This window comes from Agrobacterium sp. DSM 25558, from assembly GCF_900100825.1.
GTDB lineage: Bacteria > Pseudomonadota > Alphaproteobacteria > Rhizobiales > Rhizobiaceae > Agrobacterium.
The window spans coordinates 1-16,367 of the sequence record NZ_FMUD01000059.1; the positions used below are offsets into that span (position 1 = coordinate 1).

Sequence of the window (16,367 nt, forward strand, 5' to 3'; positions counted from 1 at the left end):
ACCAGGATCGCGCCGTCCATCTGGGCAGCACCGGTGATCATGTTCTTCACGTAGTCGGCGTGGCCGGGGCAGTCGACGTGCGCGTAGTGACGAGCAGGTGTCTCGTATTCAACGTGTGCCGTCGAAATCGTGATACCGCGGGCCTTTTCTTCCGGTGCAGCGTCGATCTGGTCATACGCCTTGTATTCGCCGAAATACTTCGTGATCGCAGCAGTCAACGACGTCTTGCCGTGGTCAACGTGACCAATCGTGCCAATGTTGACGTGCGGCTTGTTGCGCTCAAACTTGCTCTTTGCCATGTGAATTGCTTCCTGTGAACGTGAAGTCGATTTCCCGGCGAACCGGTTTGGTGTCGCCGTTTACGGCTTTGCAAGCGAATGCGCAAGACTTAATTGCAAGCACGCTTGTTGCACCGCCAAAAGCGACATGATGACTACCATATGGTGCTATATTTCATGGATTCAACGCGGGCCTTGCGTACGGATGCGTGTATTACTGCCACACGCACTCTTTACGAAGAAGTGATTCATGTCATATTGACAATCGAATTGGCTTGCGAAGACCGGCAACCGGAATCGATATCGCCGGTTTATCAACGTCCGTCTTCACAGCCGCTTTCTCCCCGACACCCATTCGTGTCTGCTTCAGGATCTGTCATGGAAATTTTTACCGCTGCCGGTTTTACGGCATTTCTTCAGGTCATTGCGATCGACCTTGTTCTTGCAGGCGATAATGCCATCGTCATCGGTCTCGCCGCTGCCGGCCTTCCCGCCCACCTCCGACGCAAGGCCATCCTTGTCGGTATTATTGCGGCCACCGTTCTTCGTATCGCCTTCGCGGCTTTGACCGTACAACTTCTGGCCATTGTCGGCTTGCAGCTATTCGGCGGACTTCTTCTGGCATGGGTTTGCTGGAAGATGTGGAGCGAACTGCGTGCGCAGGGCAAAGCAGGAGACGAGATCACCAACGATGAAGCCGATCTGACGAAGGGGAACAAGACCTTCTTCCAGGCGGCGGTTCAGATCGTCATCGCCGACGTCTCCATGTCGCTGGATAACGTTCTGGCCGTGGCAGGTGCCGCGCAGGACCACATCACCGTCCTCATCATCGGCCTGATCTTCTCCATCGCGCTGATGGGCCTTGCCGCAAATTACGTTGCCAAGCTGTTGCACCGTTACCAGTGGATTTCCTATGTCGGCCTCGCTGTGATCGTCTATGTCGCGTTCAACATGCTCTATCACGGCTTCGTCGAAGTCTGGCCTTACGTGCAGCCGTATTTCAACTGAAGTCGCCAGCCATTGCCGTTTTGACGAGCCCGGAGATTATAGAAGTCTCCGGGTTTTTTATTGAAATGAACTCTGCCCAAAGCTTATCAGCTCGCGTCGGCAAATCAGCCTCAGCTTCGACGGCAAGTCGCACAATTCGTCCGTACCTTTTTGTGGTTGCCGTTAGCCTCACGCAAGCATAGACACCCATTACTTTAGATATGACGAATAACTATAAAGGCTGTCTGAACAATGGCTTATGACTGGTCCGGCGGGCGTGTTCGCCGCTTCCGCCAAATCAAAATCTGGATGACTTTCAGCGCGGTTTTCTTCGTGTTCCTGATCGTGGGAGCCCTATACGGTACCTTATGACGGCATTTCGCCTAGGCCGTTGATACAGGAAGGTTTACGTTGGACGCACCCACATCACCGGAATAAGGGCTGTCGAAAACCACTCCGCTAAAAAGCGTCGCGACACCATCGATATAGCGGTAGCATTTTCCGATTTCGGTTATCTTGACGAAACCGTCTCCGCGTCGAACGCGGTAGACCATTTCAAATGCGTCGCCTGACAGAACGGAGTTTCTGATTCCTTCTACGACGTAAGGGCGGTCGTCTTCATGTATTATTGGCATCATCCGCTCTACCGGCAGACCACCATCGAGATCTTCGCAGGAAAATCCCATGATTCGAGCGAAGACCTCATCCGCCCAAAAAAGGTTCTGCTGGACGTCCCAGACGTAAAACCCACCGAGATTCATTGCGACATAGCGCTGAACGGGTGTATTCTCCGACATTATCAATCCTGGGTTTAATTTAAACCGACATGTCACTCTATGCGGTATCTGGAGACCGTACAATAAGGCAAAACTGTGTTTGCACCAAAAACCGGCAGCCTCCGAAATCGTTCCATTTTAAGAATATTTTTTTGTTACCGGAGTTAGGCGCACTCGATTGATGCCGGTGGACATATGCCCGGCATCGCGCCTCCTTGTTTTCTGAAGGCGATAGCGTCCTGCTCAAGACGTGCGAAAACCCCAGCATGACTGGCGTTGCAGATCATCGTTTGTTGAAAAGTGGAGCGGGTAGCGGGAATCGAACCCGCGTATTCAGCTTGGAAGGCTGCTGCTCTACCATTGAGCTATACCCGCGGCGGTGGTTTCGATCCGTGCAGAATGGTGGAGGAAGTTGGATTTGAACCAACGTAGGCTGAGCCAACGGATTTACAGTCCGTCCCCTTTAACCACTCGGGCATTCCTCCAGTATTCTGCGAGGATCAAGCGACCAAGCTTAAACAGATTTCCGGTGCGGCGCGTTGCCGTTCCGTCGTCTGTGGCCGCGTATATGACTGCCCTCGCCGCGTCTGTCAACACGATGTGTGACGAAATTTCACGAAAAATGCGAACAGAGTCATAGGCCTGTGGATGAGTGCGTCTCCCGTAGGAAAGCCGTCGGCATTTTTATCATGACAGCCTCGCAGAACAGGAAGAGAAGCCAACTCCGCGGCCAATTGAAAGGTTGCGAAGCACGACAGGGTACTGGTGCTGGAGCGGCGCTAAAGATATAAGACGGCATGAGCAAAGACGATCCAAACGATAAATCCACCCGTGACACTCACTATGCAACGTTGCGCCGTCAGGTGCGTGATGCCAAGAGAGAGCGTGGCGAAATCCCCACCCCCGCATTTCAGAAGCGCAGGCCGCGTGGCGGCGAAGACTGGAAGGCACCGCAGCTGGCACCTGATCAGGTCCATCTCTACGGGCTGCACACGGTGCGCGCGGCGCTTTCCAACAAGGAACGTGAGATCGTCAAACTGTCCGTTACGCTGAACGCGTTGGCGCGGCTGGAAATCGGCACTGCGGAAGAGCAGCCTTTCCCAGTGGAAATGGTATCCCCGCAGGATATCGACAAGGTGCTTGGGCCAGACGCCATCCACCAGGGTATCATGCTGGAAACAAAGCCCCTGCCCGTCAAGAAGCTCGGCGCGTTGAAGAACAGCCCGCTGATTCTGGTTCTCGATCAGGTCACAGACCCACACAATGTCGGCGCCATCATGCGCTCAGCAGTCGCCTTCAATGCCGGTGCCGTCGTCACCACCATGCGCCACAGCCCAACCGAATCGGGCGTCATGGCCAAATCCGCATCCGGCGCGCTGGAAATGATTCCCTACATTCAGATCGGCAATCTGGCCGATGCGCTGGGTGAGCTGCACAAGCTCGGTTTCACATCCATCGGACTGGACTCAGAAGGCCCCGCCCCGATCGAAGGAACATTCAGCGGCAAGAAAATCGCGCTTGTCCTTGGCGCTGAAGGCAAAGGCTTGCGCCAGAAGACCCGTGAAACCGTATCTGCGCTGGCACGTCTCGATATGCCCGGCGCGATCAAATCACTGAATGTTTCGAATGCTGCGGCCATTGCGCTGTATGCCGCACGCCAATTTCTCGCAAAACCATAATTTCCCGGACAACACCTTTATTGGAGCACCAATGCCAGATCTGACAAAACCCACCGGCGAACTCACGCTTCGCACACTTGCCATGCCGACAGATGCAAACCCGGCGGGCGATATTTTCGGCGGATGGGTTATGTCACAGATGGACTTGGCAAGCGGCATTCGCGCCGCAGAACGTGCCCGCTGTCGCGTCGTGACGGCAGCGGTCAAGGAAATGGCTTTCGAACTGCCCGTGAAGATCGGCGATACCCTGTCGATCTATACGGACATTGCCCGGGTTGGGCGCACATCCATTACCCTCACCGTCGAAGCATGGGCGCAACGCTCACGCTATAACGCCATGGAGAAGGTGACTGCCGGAACCTTCATCATGGTGGCGATGGACGATGAAGGAAAGCCGACGCCCATCGCGCAGCAGGCATGATCCGACAGCGCTGACGTCAAACCTTCAAATAGGCCGATGATCTGTCGAAGCTGAGCCCCGGAAAAACGCCGTTGGTCAGCGCTTCGCTGCCCACATCGAACTGGCGATACAGCATGGCGGCGGCGAGTTCGCGGACGTCGCCGGTGGGCATCAGGTCGCGGTCGTCAAGAAGCTTGCCGTCCGCGAGTCCGGGCCAGTTACCCAGCACCCGCCCGCCATCGATCCCACCGCCGGCCAGAATAGCCGCGCCGCCGGTGCCGTGATCAGTTCCGCCGGTGCCGTTTTCACGCACCGTGCGGCCAAACTCGGTCATGGCAAGCACAACGGTCTTTTTCCAGACGTCCGGACCCAACGCATCCTTCAACGTGGTCAGTGCGATGGTCAGGTCTTTGACGGTGCGGGCAAACTGGCCTTTCTGCCCGGCATGCGTATCCCAACCATCGACGGAAAAGCTGGCGATCCGATAATCTTCACGCAGCAAACCACCTGCAAGCTTGGCGACATCGCGAATGCCCTGCCCGCGTTTTTCGTCCTGAAAAAGCTGCTCTGCCGACATATCCGTGCGCAGGGCTTCGGCCAATACCCGGCTGAAATCCGCGTCATTCGCATAAAGTCGCTTGAAGAAGGCAACGTCATCCGCCGCCATCGTCATATCGGAGGTGGAAGCCCAGACATCGGCCTCATTCGGCCCTGAGAGAATCAGCTCCATCGAGGTATTGATATCGATAGCCTTGCGATCCTGTGATCTGGGGATCGATGAAAGCGCTCGATTGAGCCAGCCCGTCCGTTCTGCATGAACATGTTCCGCACCACTTTCCAGCATGTCCTGCCCATCGAAATGGCTGCGCTGATCCCGGTACGGCGTCGAGACCGCGTGCACGAAAGCGAGTTCCTTGGCCTGGAATAGCGGCATCAAAGACTGGGCTGCCGGGTTGAGGCCAAAATGGCCGTCGAGATCGATCAAGCCCGTATCCGGCGTTAATGCCAATGTCGGGCGAAAGCCTGCAAAGGCGGCATCGCCATAGGGCTGCACCAGATCCAGCCCATCCATCGCGCCGCGCAGAACGATGGTGACGAAGCGGTTATCGCCCGGCATGGCGGCGAAGCTGACGGGAGAAAAAACCGGCAACGCAGCAGCACAGCAGGCGGTGGCAAGAAAACTGCGGCGGCTTATCAGTATATCCTGAGAGAAGGCCATGTTTCCTATCTCCTGTTGAATTCGGGCGAGGACAGCACAAGCGTCATACCACTTGTGCGGTTCGGGGCCTGGCTGACGACACGGATGGTGTCGTCACGCGCCATATCGGCCATGGCGACTTCCAGAAGCTTTTTCGGCTCCGTGTCACCACCCAGTGAGTTTGATGCTTTACGAGCCCACAAAATTCGCTCGCTCATTTGGCTGGGCGATAGCCATGATGCGACGCCTTCCTCGAAACCCGCGGGGCTCGGAGGCTGCCATACCGGCTGGCCCATGCGGCGTAACGAAGCAAGGGTCAACGTCCGCGCCAGACTTTGCTTGGGCTTCGGCTTTTGTACAGCTGCATCCGGCTTCATGTCCGTCATAGGCTTTTCCATCGCCATCTGGTCGCCCGTCGCGGGTGCCGGGCTGTCTTTCGGCGCGATCTGTCCCATGGCAGGCATCGGCGCGATATCGTCGTCACCGGCTGGAGACATTCTCGCCTGCCAGTTTTTCTGGTTGATCCCAAAAGCACGGAGACCGGATACGACATAGTCGAACGGCAGCTTCATCTTGCGCCCCGGTTCTGCCCAGGCGCGGGGATGGTTGAGCATCGCGGCATAGACTTTAATCAGTTGCCCGTTGCTGGCCTTCCACTCATCCGTCATGGCGGCCACCACCTCTGCCGGTGCTTCATCGGCAATGAAGTGCGCCGCCAGTTTGCGACAGACATGCGCCGCTGTCTCTGGCCTCATGGCGAGGTCATCCAGCATGCTGAGGCAGTCATCTGCCGTGCGTTCATTCCCGCCATAGGAAACACCGAGGACCTTGATTTGTCCGGGCTCGGCCATGCGAGGGCGAAACAGCATTTCGTAGCGATCATCCACCGTCATCCCGGTCAAGACCAACGCTGCGGAACGCACATCGGTTTGCGTGTAGCCGCTGCCTGCCCCCATCGTGTGAAGTTCGAGCAGCTCGCGACCCAGATTTTCGTTCAGCCCCGCCTTGCGGTTTGCAGCGGCAGCGGATTCAGGCCCGGCGGATCGGTTCTGATCCAGATAGATCAGCATGGCCGGATGCAGCACCGCCGCCTGTAAAAGATCGCGAAAGGGTCCGGCCAGATGCGGACGGATCGCCTCGACTTCATAGAGGGGCGTAATGACCCGCATGTTCACGGCCTTACGCGCATTCACGGAAAAATGGTCGACCCAGAAAGATGCCAGTCGCTCGTGAAAACCGTAAGGCGAGAACACCGCCTGCATGACTCGGGCGAGACTATCGCGCTGAAAGCTCTGCTCGGCCTTTCGCTGCAAGACTTGCCGTGCTTCACGGTCCGGCTGATCACCCTTTTTAGCGGGGCGTATGGCCACGAACCCGTCTGCAAGATCATCAGACCGTTGTCGCGCTTCGAACGCACCACCAATGGGAAAAAACGCGTCTTTCAATGGCGCGTCGGCGAGCTGTACCAGAAGGTCATCCGCGTTCCGGTTCAGCACCTGGCCAGGCGATAGCCCGTAGCCATAGCGGATCGCCGCCATCGTTGGAGAAAAAGGAACCATTTCCACCACTCCTGCCAATATTGACAACAGCGACAATCCCCGCCAATTCCGGCGGAAACGTCGCGAAATCATGGCCTTTTTCAGACATGGACAATTTGTAATTCAGCGCGGTGTGGCACATCGTGCCGCAGTGACAATAAGGAGAAACTGTGGCACAGCACCAGACATGAGGCTTATTCGCAAAATCATGCAGGATCGCAGTTCAGCTGGCGCTATCGCCATGCTGGCGCTTCTGCTGTTTTTGCTGCAAGGCCTCGCCAATGGTGTTGCCAATGGCAATATGGCGTCTGCGGCACTTGCGGCGGATGACATCATCTGTTCCAGCCACATGCCGGACGGTGTATCCGGCAAGCAGGACCCGGCAGGCAAGCTTGCCAATAATTGCTGCGGCACGCTCTGCCGCCTCGCAACCGCCTCTGCCATTACACTTGCCGCTGTGCCAACCGAGCCGGTTATCGGCTTTGCCCTGACAATCCAGGTCAGCTTCCAGCACGCCGAAGCAAAATGGTCACCGCAGCCGCCCAATCGCGAATCCCAACCCCGCGCCCCTCCCTCCGCTCTGCAAACCTTGAACAAAGCCTCGGCCTGAAGCACGTGCGCAACCGCTGTTGCGAAGTTCGGCCGTCCACCCTCATTGTCCAGCGGAGACATCTCATGTCCGTCACCACCTCTTTCGAAGGGGAGCGCCAGGCCGCGCAATCTTCTTCCATCAACCTATACCGCGCCGTCTGGCGCTGGCATTTTTATGCCGGTCTCTTCGTTCTGCCCTTCTTGATTTCCCTCGCCATCACCGGCGCACTGTATCTTTTCAAGGATGAGATCGACGGTGTCATTCATGCCGATCTCAAGCGTATCGAAGCGGTGCAGAACGCTCCGCAAGCCAGCCCCTCCGCCATAATCGCATCCGCATTGGCCGCCGTTCCCGGCACTGCCGTCAAATACACGACACCCACTGATCCCGGCGCTTCGACCGAAATCACCGTCAACACGGCAGCGGGCAAGCGCGCCGTTTACGTGAATACCTATACCGGCGAAACCCTGGGCTCTCTGCCGGACCGGGGCACCGTTATGTGGACCATCCGGTATATCCACAGCCTGAAATATTTCGGCACTTTCGCCCGCTACTTCATCGAAATCGCGGCCGGCTGGTCCATCCTTCTCGTCGCCACAGGCATCTATCTCTGGTGGCCACGCAAGCAGACGGGCGGTGTGATTACGGTGCGCGGCACGCCGAAAAAGCGGGTCTTCTGGCGCGATACCCATGCCGTAACCGGCATATTCGTCGGCATCTTCATCGTCTTTCTCGCCATAACAGGCATGCCATGGTCGGGCGTCTGGGGTGCAAAGGTCAATGAGTGGGCCAATGGCAACAATTTCGGATATCCGGCCGGCGTGCGCGTCGATGTCCCCATGTCAGGTGACCGTCTGAACGACGTGGCCAAAACCTCATGGTCTCTGGAACAGGCGCAAATCCCGAAATCCAGCACCCATGACCACGGCCAGCATATGGACACTGGCGACGCGATGGCTCCGATGGACAGCCAACCGGCCATGCCGCCAATCGGCATCGACAACGCCGTCGCCCGCTTCAACCAACTCGGCCTCCTGCACGGCTACACAGTGGCCCTGCCCACAACACCATCAGGCGTCTACAGCGGCTCGGTCTATCCGGATGATCTGTCAAAACAACGCGTGATCCATCTCGATCAATATAGCGGAGAAGCGTTGATCGACATGAGCTACGCCGATTACGGCGCACTCGGCAAAGGGCTGGAATGGGGCATCAATGTCCACATGGGCCAGCAATATGGCCTGGCAAACCAGATCATCCTCGCCCTCGCCTGCCTCGGCATCATCCTGCTGGCTACCTCCGGCGGCATCATGTGGTGGAAACGCCGCCCCAAAGGCTCCCTCGGCGTGCCGCCCCTGCCACAGGAAAAACGCGTCCTGCACGGCCTCATCGCCCTACTCGCCATCGGCGGCGTGATTTTTCCGCTGGTGGGGATAAGCCTGCTGGTGATGCTGGTGTTGGATCTGGTGGTGCAGAAATTGAGCCAGCACAGGCCAGTCTAAAACAGAAGCCGGGAGCAATCCCGGCACCTTCCGCCAGCGGCATCAGATCAAAGCCGGATTGCCGTTTCCTCTTTGGCAGTCCTGATGACGATCATCGTGAAGAAGCGCGCGACATTTGTTTGGTCGCGAAACAGCCTGTCGCAAAGCGCATCGAACTCTTCCATATCACGCAAGCGCAACATCAGAACGACGTCGGTTTCGCCGGTCACGGCATAGGCTTGTGCAACGGCCTCTTCCGTACAGGCAATATCCAGAAACCGCCGCATGTGCTGCTCGCCGTGCAGCTTCAGCTCCACCGTTACCAGAGCCTTGATGCCACGTCCCGCTTTGCTCGGATTGAGGATCGCGACGATGCGGTCGATCACCCCTGATTTACGCAGCCGTTGCATACGACGCAAGCAGCTGGAGGGAGACAGACCGACTTCATCGGCCATGTCGATGTTGGTGCGCGACGCATCACGCTGCATCAGATTCAGAAGTTTTCGATCGATACCGTCCATGCCGAGAAAGTATCCGAACCAATCGTATTTGCAATAAAATTGCACAAGAACGCAATCTTTGACCACAAATTCTAAACGGCTCGCGCTAGCAGATGGAGACCGAATAAAAGGAGTTCTCCATGAAATTTGTGATGCCTTTTTTGCAAAATACGCGTGCCACACTTGCGATCTATTGGGTGCTTATCCGGATCACGCTTCCTATTGCGATCCTCACCGAAATTCTTTCACGAGTGGGTGCAATCGAAGCGGTGTCACCTGCGTTTGCGCCGGTCATGAATTTGATCGGCTTACCCTCCGAGTTGGGTTTGGCATGGCTGACGGCCATGCTTGTCGGAATATGGGGAGCCGTTCCGCTCATTTTCACTCTAGTTCCCGCGTCATCGCTGACCGTTGCCGATGTCACGGTATTCTCCGCACTCATTCTGTTTGCGCATGGCCTACCGATCGAACAAAAGATCATTCAGCAAGCCGGTCCCGGCATCGCCACTACGACGACATTGCGTATCGTTGGTGGTTTGCTCTATGCCTTTCTCCTGCATCATCTCTTGCAAGCCACCGGCTGGTTGTCCGATCCTGTCAATCCGGCTTGGATACCGATGAGCTCGACGCCTGACTGGACCGTGTATTTTCGTGGTCTTTTGGAGACGATGATCTCCATGCTCATCATTCTTTTCGCCCTCTCATGGAGCCTCGAAATCCTCAAGGCGATAGGGCTGATGACGTTGATGATGACGGCTCTGGCACCCGTATTGCGTCTTGCTGGCATCAAGGGCGAAGCAGCAAATCTCACCGCCATCGGGTTATTTCTCGGCATATCCTATGGTGCAGGCCTTCTCATCCGGGAAGCTCGATCCGGCGCGATATCCCCGCGCCAAATCTTTCTCTCCTGCATCTTTATGGGGTTTGCGCACAGCGTGATCGAAGACACACTTCTTATGGGCTCGCTCGGCGCTGATATCTACAGCATCCTCATCGGACGTGTCGTTTTTGCGGTCGTGGCGACGGCAGCGATTGCCGGTCTACTCTACCATTTGTCTGACAAAATATTCTTTGCCCGCATATTCAAACTGCAAGCGAGAGAAGCATGAAGCAGATGGAGGATATTGGGGAGCCGGAAAATCCCGGCTTTTTCCGACGTTACCTGCGCCCGGAACTGAAGACATCATTCAACCCGATAAACCTTACACACCAACCCCTCCGGCGTCCGGTACGTCCGAAACCCCATCGCCTCGTAATAGGCCTGCCCAAGCGAATTATCCGCGCCGATGCTGGCATCGATATTCTCGAGCCCGGCCGCCTTGGCAGCCACCAGCGTTGCACGAAACAAGCCCGAGCCGACGCCCTGGCGGGCAGCCGTCGGGCTGACATGCGTGCCGATGATGCCCCAGCCCTCCGCGACGCCGTACGGGTTGCCCGGTCTCGCATAGGTCAGAGATTGAAAGCCGATAATTCGGCCTTCACTGTTTTCCGCGACCGTGCACTCGATGTTGTCTTCGCGCTGGAGATAGACTTTGAGGATCGTCTCTATATCCCGCGGAGTCTTTCGCAGACCGGCCGCGAATATCTCGTTCTGCACGGCCGTCATTGCCGCTGCGTCATCCAATGTTGCGGTGCGGATTTTCAGCATCGGATCAAGACTTGAACAGGAAGGATGCGCCGAAAGCGATCAGGGCGAAGCCTATGACGTGGTTGATCGTCAGGCTTTCCTTCAGCCAGAACACCGAAAACAGCGCGAACACTGTCAGCGTGATGACTTCCTGCATCGTCTTCAACTGTGCCGTGGAATAGACCTCGGAGCCCATGCGGTTGGCGGGTACTGCGAGGCAATATTCGAACAGGGCGATGCCCCAGCTGACCAGGATGGCGAGGAAAAGCGCGCTGCCTTTGTGTTTGAGGTGTCCGTACCATGCAAACGTCATGAAAACGTTTGAGGCAACGAGCATCACGATAGGCCAGATGTGGGCAGGGGTAATGGCAAAAGGCATGATCGACCTTTGAGAATGGAGGGAAATGACCATCGGACAGGGAACCTGATCCGTTTTACGGCGTATTGCTTAGCGCAGACAGCGGAAAACCGGAACAGGCATTTGACGTGCCCCTGAACGTAAGTCAGGGCGCGGGAAAAACGCCGAAGCCGCCTTCCGGTTCCAAAGCGCCGGATGTTTCCTGTTTGTACTCACTTTTTCGACCCCGCCCCTTCACTTTCAAATGGACTCTCTCCATATTCCGACCATGGCCAGATCACCAAAGACATACTCAGACAAAACCTCCCGCTCCGATGGCTTCGCAGAAATGCCGCAAGCCCCGTTTGAAGGCGCGCCGCTTTCCGGCAGCGTTTCCGATTGGGTGAAGCAGCTGGAAGCCGATGCGGAAGCGTCTTCGGTCGAGACCCAGCGCGAAGTCGCGTCCAAGGCGGGCAAGCACCGCAAGAAGATTGAGATCGAGGCGCGCCGCCAAGCCATCGAAGAGGCCGAGAAGGCCAAGAGCGGCGGCAGCGTCAACAAGAAGGCCACCGCCCAGAAGACATCGCGTGGCGTTTCCATCGGTGCCTCCAACGATCCGAAAACACGTGCCGCCGCTGGTCTCAACCCGGTCGCGGGCATGGATGTCAGCCTTGAGGATGCCGAAAACCTCGCCACCGGTGCCGTTACGGCCACGGTCGAGGCGCTGTCGGCGCTGATCGAAAGCGGCAATCCGCTGTTCAAGGACGGCAAGATGTGGACGCCCCACCGCCCTGCCCGACCGGCCAAATCCGAAGGCGGCATCACCATCCGCATGCAGTCGGATTTCGAACCGGCAGGCGATCAGCCCACCGCTATCAAGGACTTGGTCGAGGGCATCAATTCCGGCGAGCGAAGCCAAGTGCTGCTCGGCGTCACGGGCTCGGGCAAGACGTTTACGATGGCCAAGGTCATCGAGGCCACCCAGCGCCCCGCCGTCATTCTCGCGCCGAACAAGACGCTGGCGGCGCAGCTTTATTCGGAGTTCAAGAACTTCTTCCCCGACAACGCGGTGGAATACTTCGTCTCCTATTATGATTATTACCAGCCGGAAGCCTATGTGCCGCGCTCGGATACCTTCATCGAAAAGGAATCCTCGATCAACGAACAGATCGACCGCATGCGCCACTCTGCCACCCGCTCGCTGCTGGAGCGCGATGACTGCATCATCGTCGCGTCGGTGTCGTGCATTTACGGTATCGGCTCGGTGGAAACCTACACCGCCATGACCTTCCAGATGGCCATCGGCGACAGGCTGGATCAGCGCCAGCTACTGGCCGATCTTGTGGCCCAGCAATATAAACGCCGCGATATGGATTTCCAGCGCGGCTCATTCCGCGTGCGCGGCGATACCATTGAAATCTTCCCCGCCCACTTGGAAGATGCTGCCTGGCGCATCTCCATGTTCGGCGACGAGATCGACTCGATCACCGAGTTCGATCCGCTCACCGGCCAGAAGACTGGCGATCTGCAATCGGTCAAGATTTACGCCAACTCGCACTATGTCACGCCGCGTCCCACGCTGAACGGTGCCATCCGTTCCATCAAGGAAGAGCTGAAGGGCCGCCTTGCCGAGCTGGAAAAGGCCGGACGCCTGCTCGAGGCCCAGCGGCTGGAACAGCGCACGCGCTACGATATCGAAATGCTGGAAGCCACCGGCTCCTGCGCGGGCATCGAGAACTATTCGCGCTATCTCACCGGCCGCAATCCCGGCGAACCGCCACCGACCCTGTTCGAATATATCCCTGACAACGCCCTGCTGTTCATCGATGAAAGCCACGTCTCCGTCAGCCAGATCGGTGGCATGTACCGGGGCGACTTCAGGCGCAAGGCGACGCTGGCCGAATATGGCTTCCGCCTGCCGTCCTGCATGGACAACCGCCCGCTCCGCTTCGAGGAATGGGATGCCATGCGCCCGCCGACGGTTGCCGTTTCGGCCACCCCCGGCAATTGGGAAATGGAACAGTCCGGCGGCGTCTTTGCCGAACAGGTCATCCGCCCCACCGGCCTCATCGATCCACCGGTCGAAATCCGTTCCGCCCGCAGCCAGGTGGATGACGTGCTGGGCGAAATCCGCGAGACGGCGCAGGCCGGATACCGCACCCTCGTTACCGTGCTGACCAAGCGCATGGCCGAAGACCTTACCGAATATCTGCATGAACAGGGCGTGCGCGTGCGCTACATGCACTCGGATATCGACACGCTGGAACGCATCGAGATCATCCGCGACCTGCGCCTCGGCGCGTTCGACGTTTTGGTCGGCATCAACCTGCTGCGCGAAGGTCTCGACATTCCCGAATGCGGCTTCGTCGCCATTCTCGATGCCGACAAGGAAGGCTTCCTGCGCTCCGAAACATCGCTCATCCAGACCATCGGTCGCGCCGCCCGTAACGTCGATGGCAAGGTCATTCTCTACGCCGACAAGATCACTGGCTCCATGAAACGCGCCATGGAAGAAACCAGCCGCCGCCGCGAAAAGCAGGTGGCCTACAACACCGAACACGGCATCACGCCCGAATCCGTCAAGGCCCGCATCTCGGATATTCTCGACAGCGTCTACGAGCGCGACCACGTCCGCGCCGATATCTCCGGCGCATCCGGCAAGGGCTTCGCGGATGGCGGCCACATGGTCGGCAACAATCTTCAGGCACACCTCAACGCGCTCGAAAAATCCATGCGCGACGCCGCTGCCGATCTCGACTTCGAAAAAGCCGCCCGCCTGCGCGACGAAATCAAACGCCTCAAAGCCGCCGAACTCGCCGCCATGGACGACCCGATCGCGAAGGAAGAGGCGAAATCGCTGGAGGGTGGCGGCAAGAGGGGCGCAAAGAAGGATCCTTCGAGGCTCCGCCCTTCGGGCTCCGCGCCTCAGGATGAGGACCGTGGTGCCGGTAGTCTTTATGGTGAAGACGGCGCAACAATGAGCCCTCATGGTGAGGAGGCCCAAGAGGCCGTCTCGAACCACGAGGGCGGCACCTCCAAATCCCTCTTCGCCAAACCCACCCTCGACAACATGGGCCCCGGCACCGACACCGCAAAACCCCTGTTCCGCAAAAACACCCTCGACGAGATGACCGTCGGCCGCACGGAAAAACCCGTCAAGGGAGCAACCCCGGCCAAGCCGAAGAGCGAAGACGGCAAACGCTTCGCTCCTCTTCTGGAAGGCCAGCCGGAGCGCCGCAGTTCTTCCTCTTCCCTTGCGGGAGAGGATAGTTCGCCCCGCGAGGCGAAGCCGAGTGGATCGGCGGACTTGGTGAGGGGTTCTGACGACCCCCGCCCCATCGCCCGTGGCAAGGTCGGCGTCGGCTCCTATGAAGACCCCGGCGAGCAAAAACGCAAAGGCCGAACTAAGGGCAAAACCGGAAGACCGGGGCGGTAACATTACCGCTCCGCTTCACACCCTCTGTACGGCTATTCCATCGCACCCAGCGCAGAAGAAGGCGGCGCTTCTTCTGCACCCCATCGCGGATGTGGCGCAAACGGTCCGGCTCGACGCCCCCCCAATCGGAACTTGACGCGAAAAAGTGCGTTGAGATCCCATTGCAACCGGCAGAGGGAGCCAGGAAACAATGCGCGTAAAGATCATCGCAACATCTCTTCTGGCGTTCGTCTTGACGGCTGGCGGCAGCATCGCCGGTACTCTTGCCGATGCCACCTTCCACAGCAAAGCCTTGAACGCCGATCTGCCCGTCAACATCTACCGCCCGGATGGCGCGCCGCCGGATAATGGCTGGCCGGTGATCTACCTCCTGCACGGCCATGACGGCGACCAGAACAGCTGGCGCGATCTCGGCAATATCGAAAAAACGCTGGATGGCATGATTGCGTCAGGCACGATCCGCCCCGCGGTCGTCGTCATGCCGGGCGTGAAAAACAGTTGGTATGTCGATTCCGCTGATGTCGGCGGTCCCGGCAATTACGAGACGGCGCTGACAGGCGATCTGCGGGTGCATTTGGAAAAGACGCTGCCCGTGCGCAAGGACAGACAGGGCCGCGCCATCATCGGCCTATCCATGGGCGGCTTCGGCGCGCTGCATCTGGCCTACGCCCATGAAGACCTCTACGCCGCCGTCGCCAGCCTCTCGGGCGCGATCTGGCAGAACGTCCCCGCCACGGATCTCGACAAGACGCCCGCCGAACTGAAGCTGATCCAGGACAGCGCCTTCTTCCACCGCATCGACCGCACCACCATCACCAGCGGCATCGTGCTGCCCTCCACCGGCGATCATTTCTCCGGCTCTTTCGGCACACCTTTCGACGCCAGACGCTTCAACGAACAAAACATCTTCACGACCGTCGCCCAGCACGTCGTCAAAAAACAAGACCTCCCCGCCACCTACCTCACCGTTGGCGACGATGACGGCTTTTCCCTATGGCGCGGCGCCGTCGCCCTCCACGAAACCCTGCAAGCCGACAACCGAAAATCCGAACTGCGGATCACGGATGGGGACCATGTCTGGGATGTGTGGAAGGTGTCGATTATTGATGCATTGAAGTTTGTGGATGGAGAGTGGGAAGAGATGAATTTAAGGCCGTAAAAAGCAACTAACAACCAACCAGAAAGGAAGCGGGCCAATTTTCAAAATAGTTAACTAGATGTGGCGATCAGAGAATATTTTACTAGGTCCTGTTGACAAAGTGGATTCCCAAATTATCTGAAGTATGATTCAAGACTGCCTTTTAGGAGGCAGTTTTGGCTCGCGGCGACCTGACGGATATGGAATGGCGGATCATCGAGGGGCTGTTGCCCACCGAGCGTGGGAGGAAGTCTCGGCCTTCTCACGATAATCGACGATATCTGAACGGCATGCTGCATGTTCTTCGGGTAGGTTGCCCCTGGCGCGACATGCATGAGCGCTACGGAAAGTGGAATTCGGTGTATGTGCGTTTCCGCCGTTGGGCCGAACAAGGCGTTTG

General features: G+C 57.8%; 16 protein-coding genes and 2 tRNA genes. 9 read left to right on the plus strand and 9 right to left on the minus strand.

What is annotated here, in order from left to right; genetic code table 11:
* The coding region (locus DSM25558_RS26770; protein ID WP_244554324.1) for a GTP-binding protein at positions 1-299 on the minus strand (299 nt) is incomplete at its 3' end.
* Positions 300-656: 357 nt separating this feature from the next.
* Between DSM25558_RS26770 and DSM25558_RS26775 the strand changes: the two genes are divergently transcribed.
* Positions 657-1,286 carry a TerC family protein gene (locus tag DSM25558_RS26775; protein WP_077107669.1) on the plus strand — a complete coding sequence of 210 codons (630 nt, stop codon included), beginning with the start codon at positions 657-659 and terminating at the stop codon, positions 1,284-1,286.
* 362 nt (positions 1,287-1,648) lie between these two features.
* Here DSM25558_RS26775 and DSM25558_RS26780 read toward each other — a convergent pair whose 3' ends face one another.
* The 3 genes from DSM25558_RS26780 to DSM25558_RS26790 form a co-directional block, all read right to left on the minus strand.
* Positions 1,649-2,062: a PAS domain-containing protein gene (locus DSM25558_RS26780; RefSeq protein WP_083716678.1), complete on the minus strand. Its 414-nt coding sequence runs from the start codon at positions 2,060-2,062 to the stop codon at positions 1,649-1,651.
* A 280-nt stretch (positions 2,063-2,342) separates the two neighbouring features.
* Positions 2,343-2,416: transfer RNA gene (locus DSM25558_RS26785), tRNA-Gly, on the minus strand.
* A 25-nt stretch (positions 2,417-2,441) separates the two neighbouring features.
* A tRNA-Tyr gene (locus DSM25558_RS26790) sits at positions 2,442-2,526 on the minus strand.
* A 312-nt stretch (positions 2,527-2,838) separates the two neighbouring features.
* Here DSM25558_RS26790 and DSM25558_RS26795 point away from each other — a divergent pair.
* Both DSM25558_RS26795 and DSM25558_RS26800 read left to right on the plus strand, forming a co-directional pair.
* Positions 2,839-3,720: a TrmH family RNA methyltransferase gene (locus tag DSM25558_RS26795; protein WP_077107671.1), complete on the plus strand. Its 882-nt coding sequence runs from the start codon at positions 2,839-2,841 to the stop codon at positions 3,718-3,720.
* A gap of 31 nt (positions 3,721-3,751) precedes the next feature.
* A complete protein-coding gene (locus DSM25558_RS26800; RefSeq protein ID WP_077107672.1) occupies positions 3,752-4,141 on the plus strand; it encodes an acyl-CoA thioesterase in 390 nt (129 codons plus the stop codon).
* Positions 4,142-4,157: 16 nt separating this feature from the next.
* On the opposite strand, the gene DSM25558_RS26805 is transcribed toward DSM25558_RS26800, so the two are convergent.
* Positions 4,158-5,339, minus strand: coding sequence for a DUF1501 domain-containing protein (locus tag DSM25558_RS26805; RefSeq protein WP_077107673.1), 1,182 nt, complete (start codon positions 5,337-5,339; stop codon positions 4,158-4,160).
* Between the two features lie 5 nt (positions 5,340-5,344).
* Positions 5,345-6,877 (minus strand): DUF1800 domain-containing protein, encoded by a 1,533-nt coding sequence (locus DSM25558_RS26810; RefSeq protein ID WP_077107674.1) that lies wholly within the window; start codon positions 6,875-6,877, stop codon positions 5,345-5,347.
* 166 nt (positions 6,878-7,043) lie between these two features.
* On the opposite strand from DSM25558_RS26810, the gene DSM25558_RS26815 reads away from it, so the two are divergent.
* Both DSM25558_RS26815 and DSM25558_RS26820 read left to right on the plus strand, forming a co-directional pair.
* Complete coding sequence (locus DSM25558_RS26815; protein ID WP_077107675.1) at positions 7,044-7,466, plus strand: DUF2946 family protein; 423 nt, start codon at positions 7,044-7,046, stop codon at positions 7,464-7,466.
* A gap of 65 nt (positions 7,467-7,531) precedes the next feature.
* Positions 7,532-8,950: a PepSY-associated TM helix domain-containing protein gene (locus DSM25558_RS26820; protein ID WP_077107676.1), complete on the plus strand. Its 1,419-nt coding sequence runs from the start codon at positions 7,532-7,534 to the stop codon at positions 8,948-8,950.
* Positions 8,951-8,997: 47 nt separating this feature from the next.
* On the opposite strand, the gene DSM25558_RS26825 is transcribed toward DSM25558_RS26820, so the two are convergent.
* Positions 8,998-9,450: an Lrp/AsnC family transcriptional regulator gene (locus DSM25558_RS26825; RefSeq protein ID WP_077107677.1), complete on the minus strand. Its 453-nt coding sequence runs from the start codon at positions 9,448-9,450 to the stop codon at positions 8,998-9,000.
* Between the two features lie 119 nt (positions 9,451-9,569).
* Here DSM25558_RS26825 and DSM25558_RS26830 point away from each other — a divergent pair, with 119 nt between their 5' ends.
* Positions 9,570-10,538: a nucleoside recognition protein gene (locus DSM25558_RS26830; RefSeq protein ID WP_077107678.1), complete on the plus strand. Its 969-nt coding sequence runs from the start codon at positions 9,570-9,572 to the stop codon at positions 10,536-10,538.
* A 74-nt stretch (positions 10,539-10,612) separates the two neighbouring features.
* Here the strand turns inward: DSM25558_RS26830 and DSM25558_RS26835 are convergent, their stop codons facing one another.
* Positions 10,613-11,077, minus strand: coding sequence for a GNAT family N-acetyltransferase (locus DSM25558_RS26835; protein ID WP_143240261.1), 465 nt, complete (start codon positions 11,075-11,077; stop codon positions 10,613-10,615).
* A gap of 4 nt (positions 11,078-11,081) precedes the next feature.
* Positions 11,082-11,435 (minus strand): DMT family protein, encoded by a 354-nt coding sequence (locus DSM25558_RS26840; RefSeq protein WP_077107682.1) that lies wholly within the window; start codon positions 11,433-11,435, stop codon positions 11,082-11,084.
* A gap of 247 nt (positions 11,436-11,682) precedes the next feature.
* Between DSM25558_RS26840 and uvrB the strand changes: the two genes are divergently transcribed.
* The 3 genes from uvrB to DSM25558_RS26855 form a co-directional block, all read left to right on the plus strand.
* Entirely contained in the window at positions 11,683-14,829 is a 3,147-nt protein-coding gene (gene uvrB, locus DSM25558_RS26845) for an excinuclease ABC subunit UvrB (RefSeq protein WP_077107679.1), read from the plus strand.
* Positions 14,830-15,019: 190 nt separating this feature from the next.
* Complete coding sequence (locus DSM25558_RS26850; RefSeq protein ID WP_077107680.1) at positions 15,020-15,988, plus strand: alpha/beta hydrolase; 969 nt, start codon at positions 15,020-15,022, stop codon at positions 15,986-15,988.
* Positions 15,989-16,143: 155 nt separating this feature from the next.
* Positions 16,144-16,367 (plus strand): transposase (locus tag DSM25558_RS26855; protein WP_143240262.1); only part of this gene is annotated, 224 nt, incomplete at its 3' end.

Coding starts and splice junctions, on each gene's coding strand:
- DSM25558_RS26775 (WP_077107669.1), top strand. CDS start 657: ATGGAAATTTTTACCGCTGCCGGTTTTACGGCATTTCTTCAGGTCATT.
- DSM25558_RS26780 (WP_083716678.1), bottom strand. CDS start 2,062: ATGTCGGAGAATACACCCGTTCAGCGCTATGTCGCAATGAATCTCGGT.
- DSM25558_RS26795 (WP_077107671.1), top strand. CDS start 2,839: ATGAGCAAAGACGATCCAAACGATAAATCCACCCGTGACACTCACTAT.
- DSM25558_RS26800 (WP_077107672.1), top strand. CDS start 3,752: ATGCCAGATCTGACAAAACCCACCGGCGAACTCACGCTTCGCACACTT.
- DSM25558_RS26805 (WP_077107673.1), bottom strand. CDS start 5,339: ATGGCCTTCTCTCAGGATATACTGATAAGCCGCCGCAGTTTTCTTGCC.
- DSM25558_RS26810 (WP_077107674.1), bottom strand. CDS start 6,877: ATGGTTCCTTTTTCTCCAACGATGGCGGCGATCCGCTATGGCTACGGG.
- DSM25558_RS26815 (WP_077107675.1), top strand. CDS start 7,044: ATGAGGCTTATTCGCAAAATCATGCAGGATCGCAGTTCAGCTGGCGCT.
- DSM25558_RS26820 (WP_077107676.1), top strand. CDS start 7,532: ATGTCCGTCACCACCTCTTTCGAAGGGGAGCGCCAGGCCGCGCAATCT.
- DSM25558_RS26825 (WP_077107677.1), bottom strand. CDS start 9,450: ATGGACGGTATCGATCGAAAACTTCTGAATCTGATGCAGCGTGATGCG.
- DSM25558_RS26830 (WP_077107678.1), top strand. CDS start 9,570: ATGAAATTTGTGATGCCTTTTTTGCAAAATACGCGTGCCACACTTGCG.
- DSM25558_RS26835 (WP_143240261.1), bottom strand. CDS start 11,077: ATGCTGAAAATCCGCACCGCAACATTGGATGACGCAGCGGCAATGACG.
- DSM25558_RS26840 (WP_077107682.1), bottom strand. CDS start 11,435: ATGCCTTTTGCCATTACCCCTGCCCACATCTGGCCTATCGTGATGCTC.
- uvrB (WP_077107679.1), top strand. CDS start 11,683: ATGGCCAGATCACCAAAGACATACTCAGACAAAACCTCCCGCTCCGAT.
- DSM25558_RS26850 (WP_077107680.1), top strand. CDS start 15,020: ATGCGCGTAAAGATCATCGCAACATCTCTTCTGGCGTTCGTCTTGACG.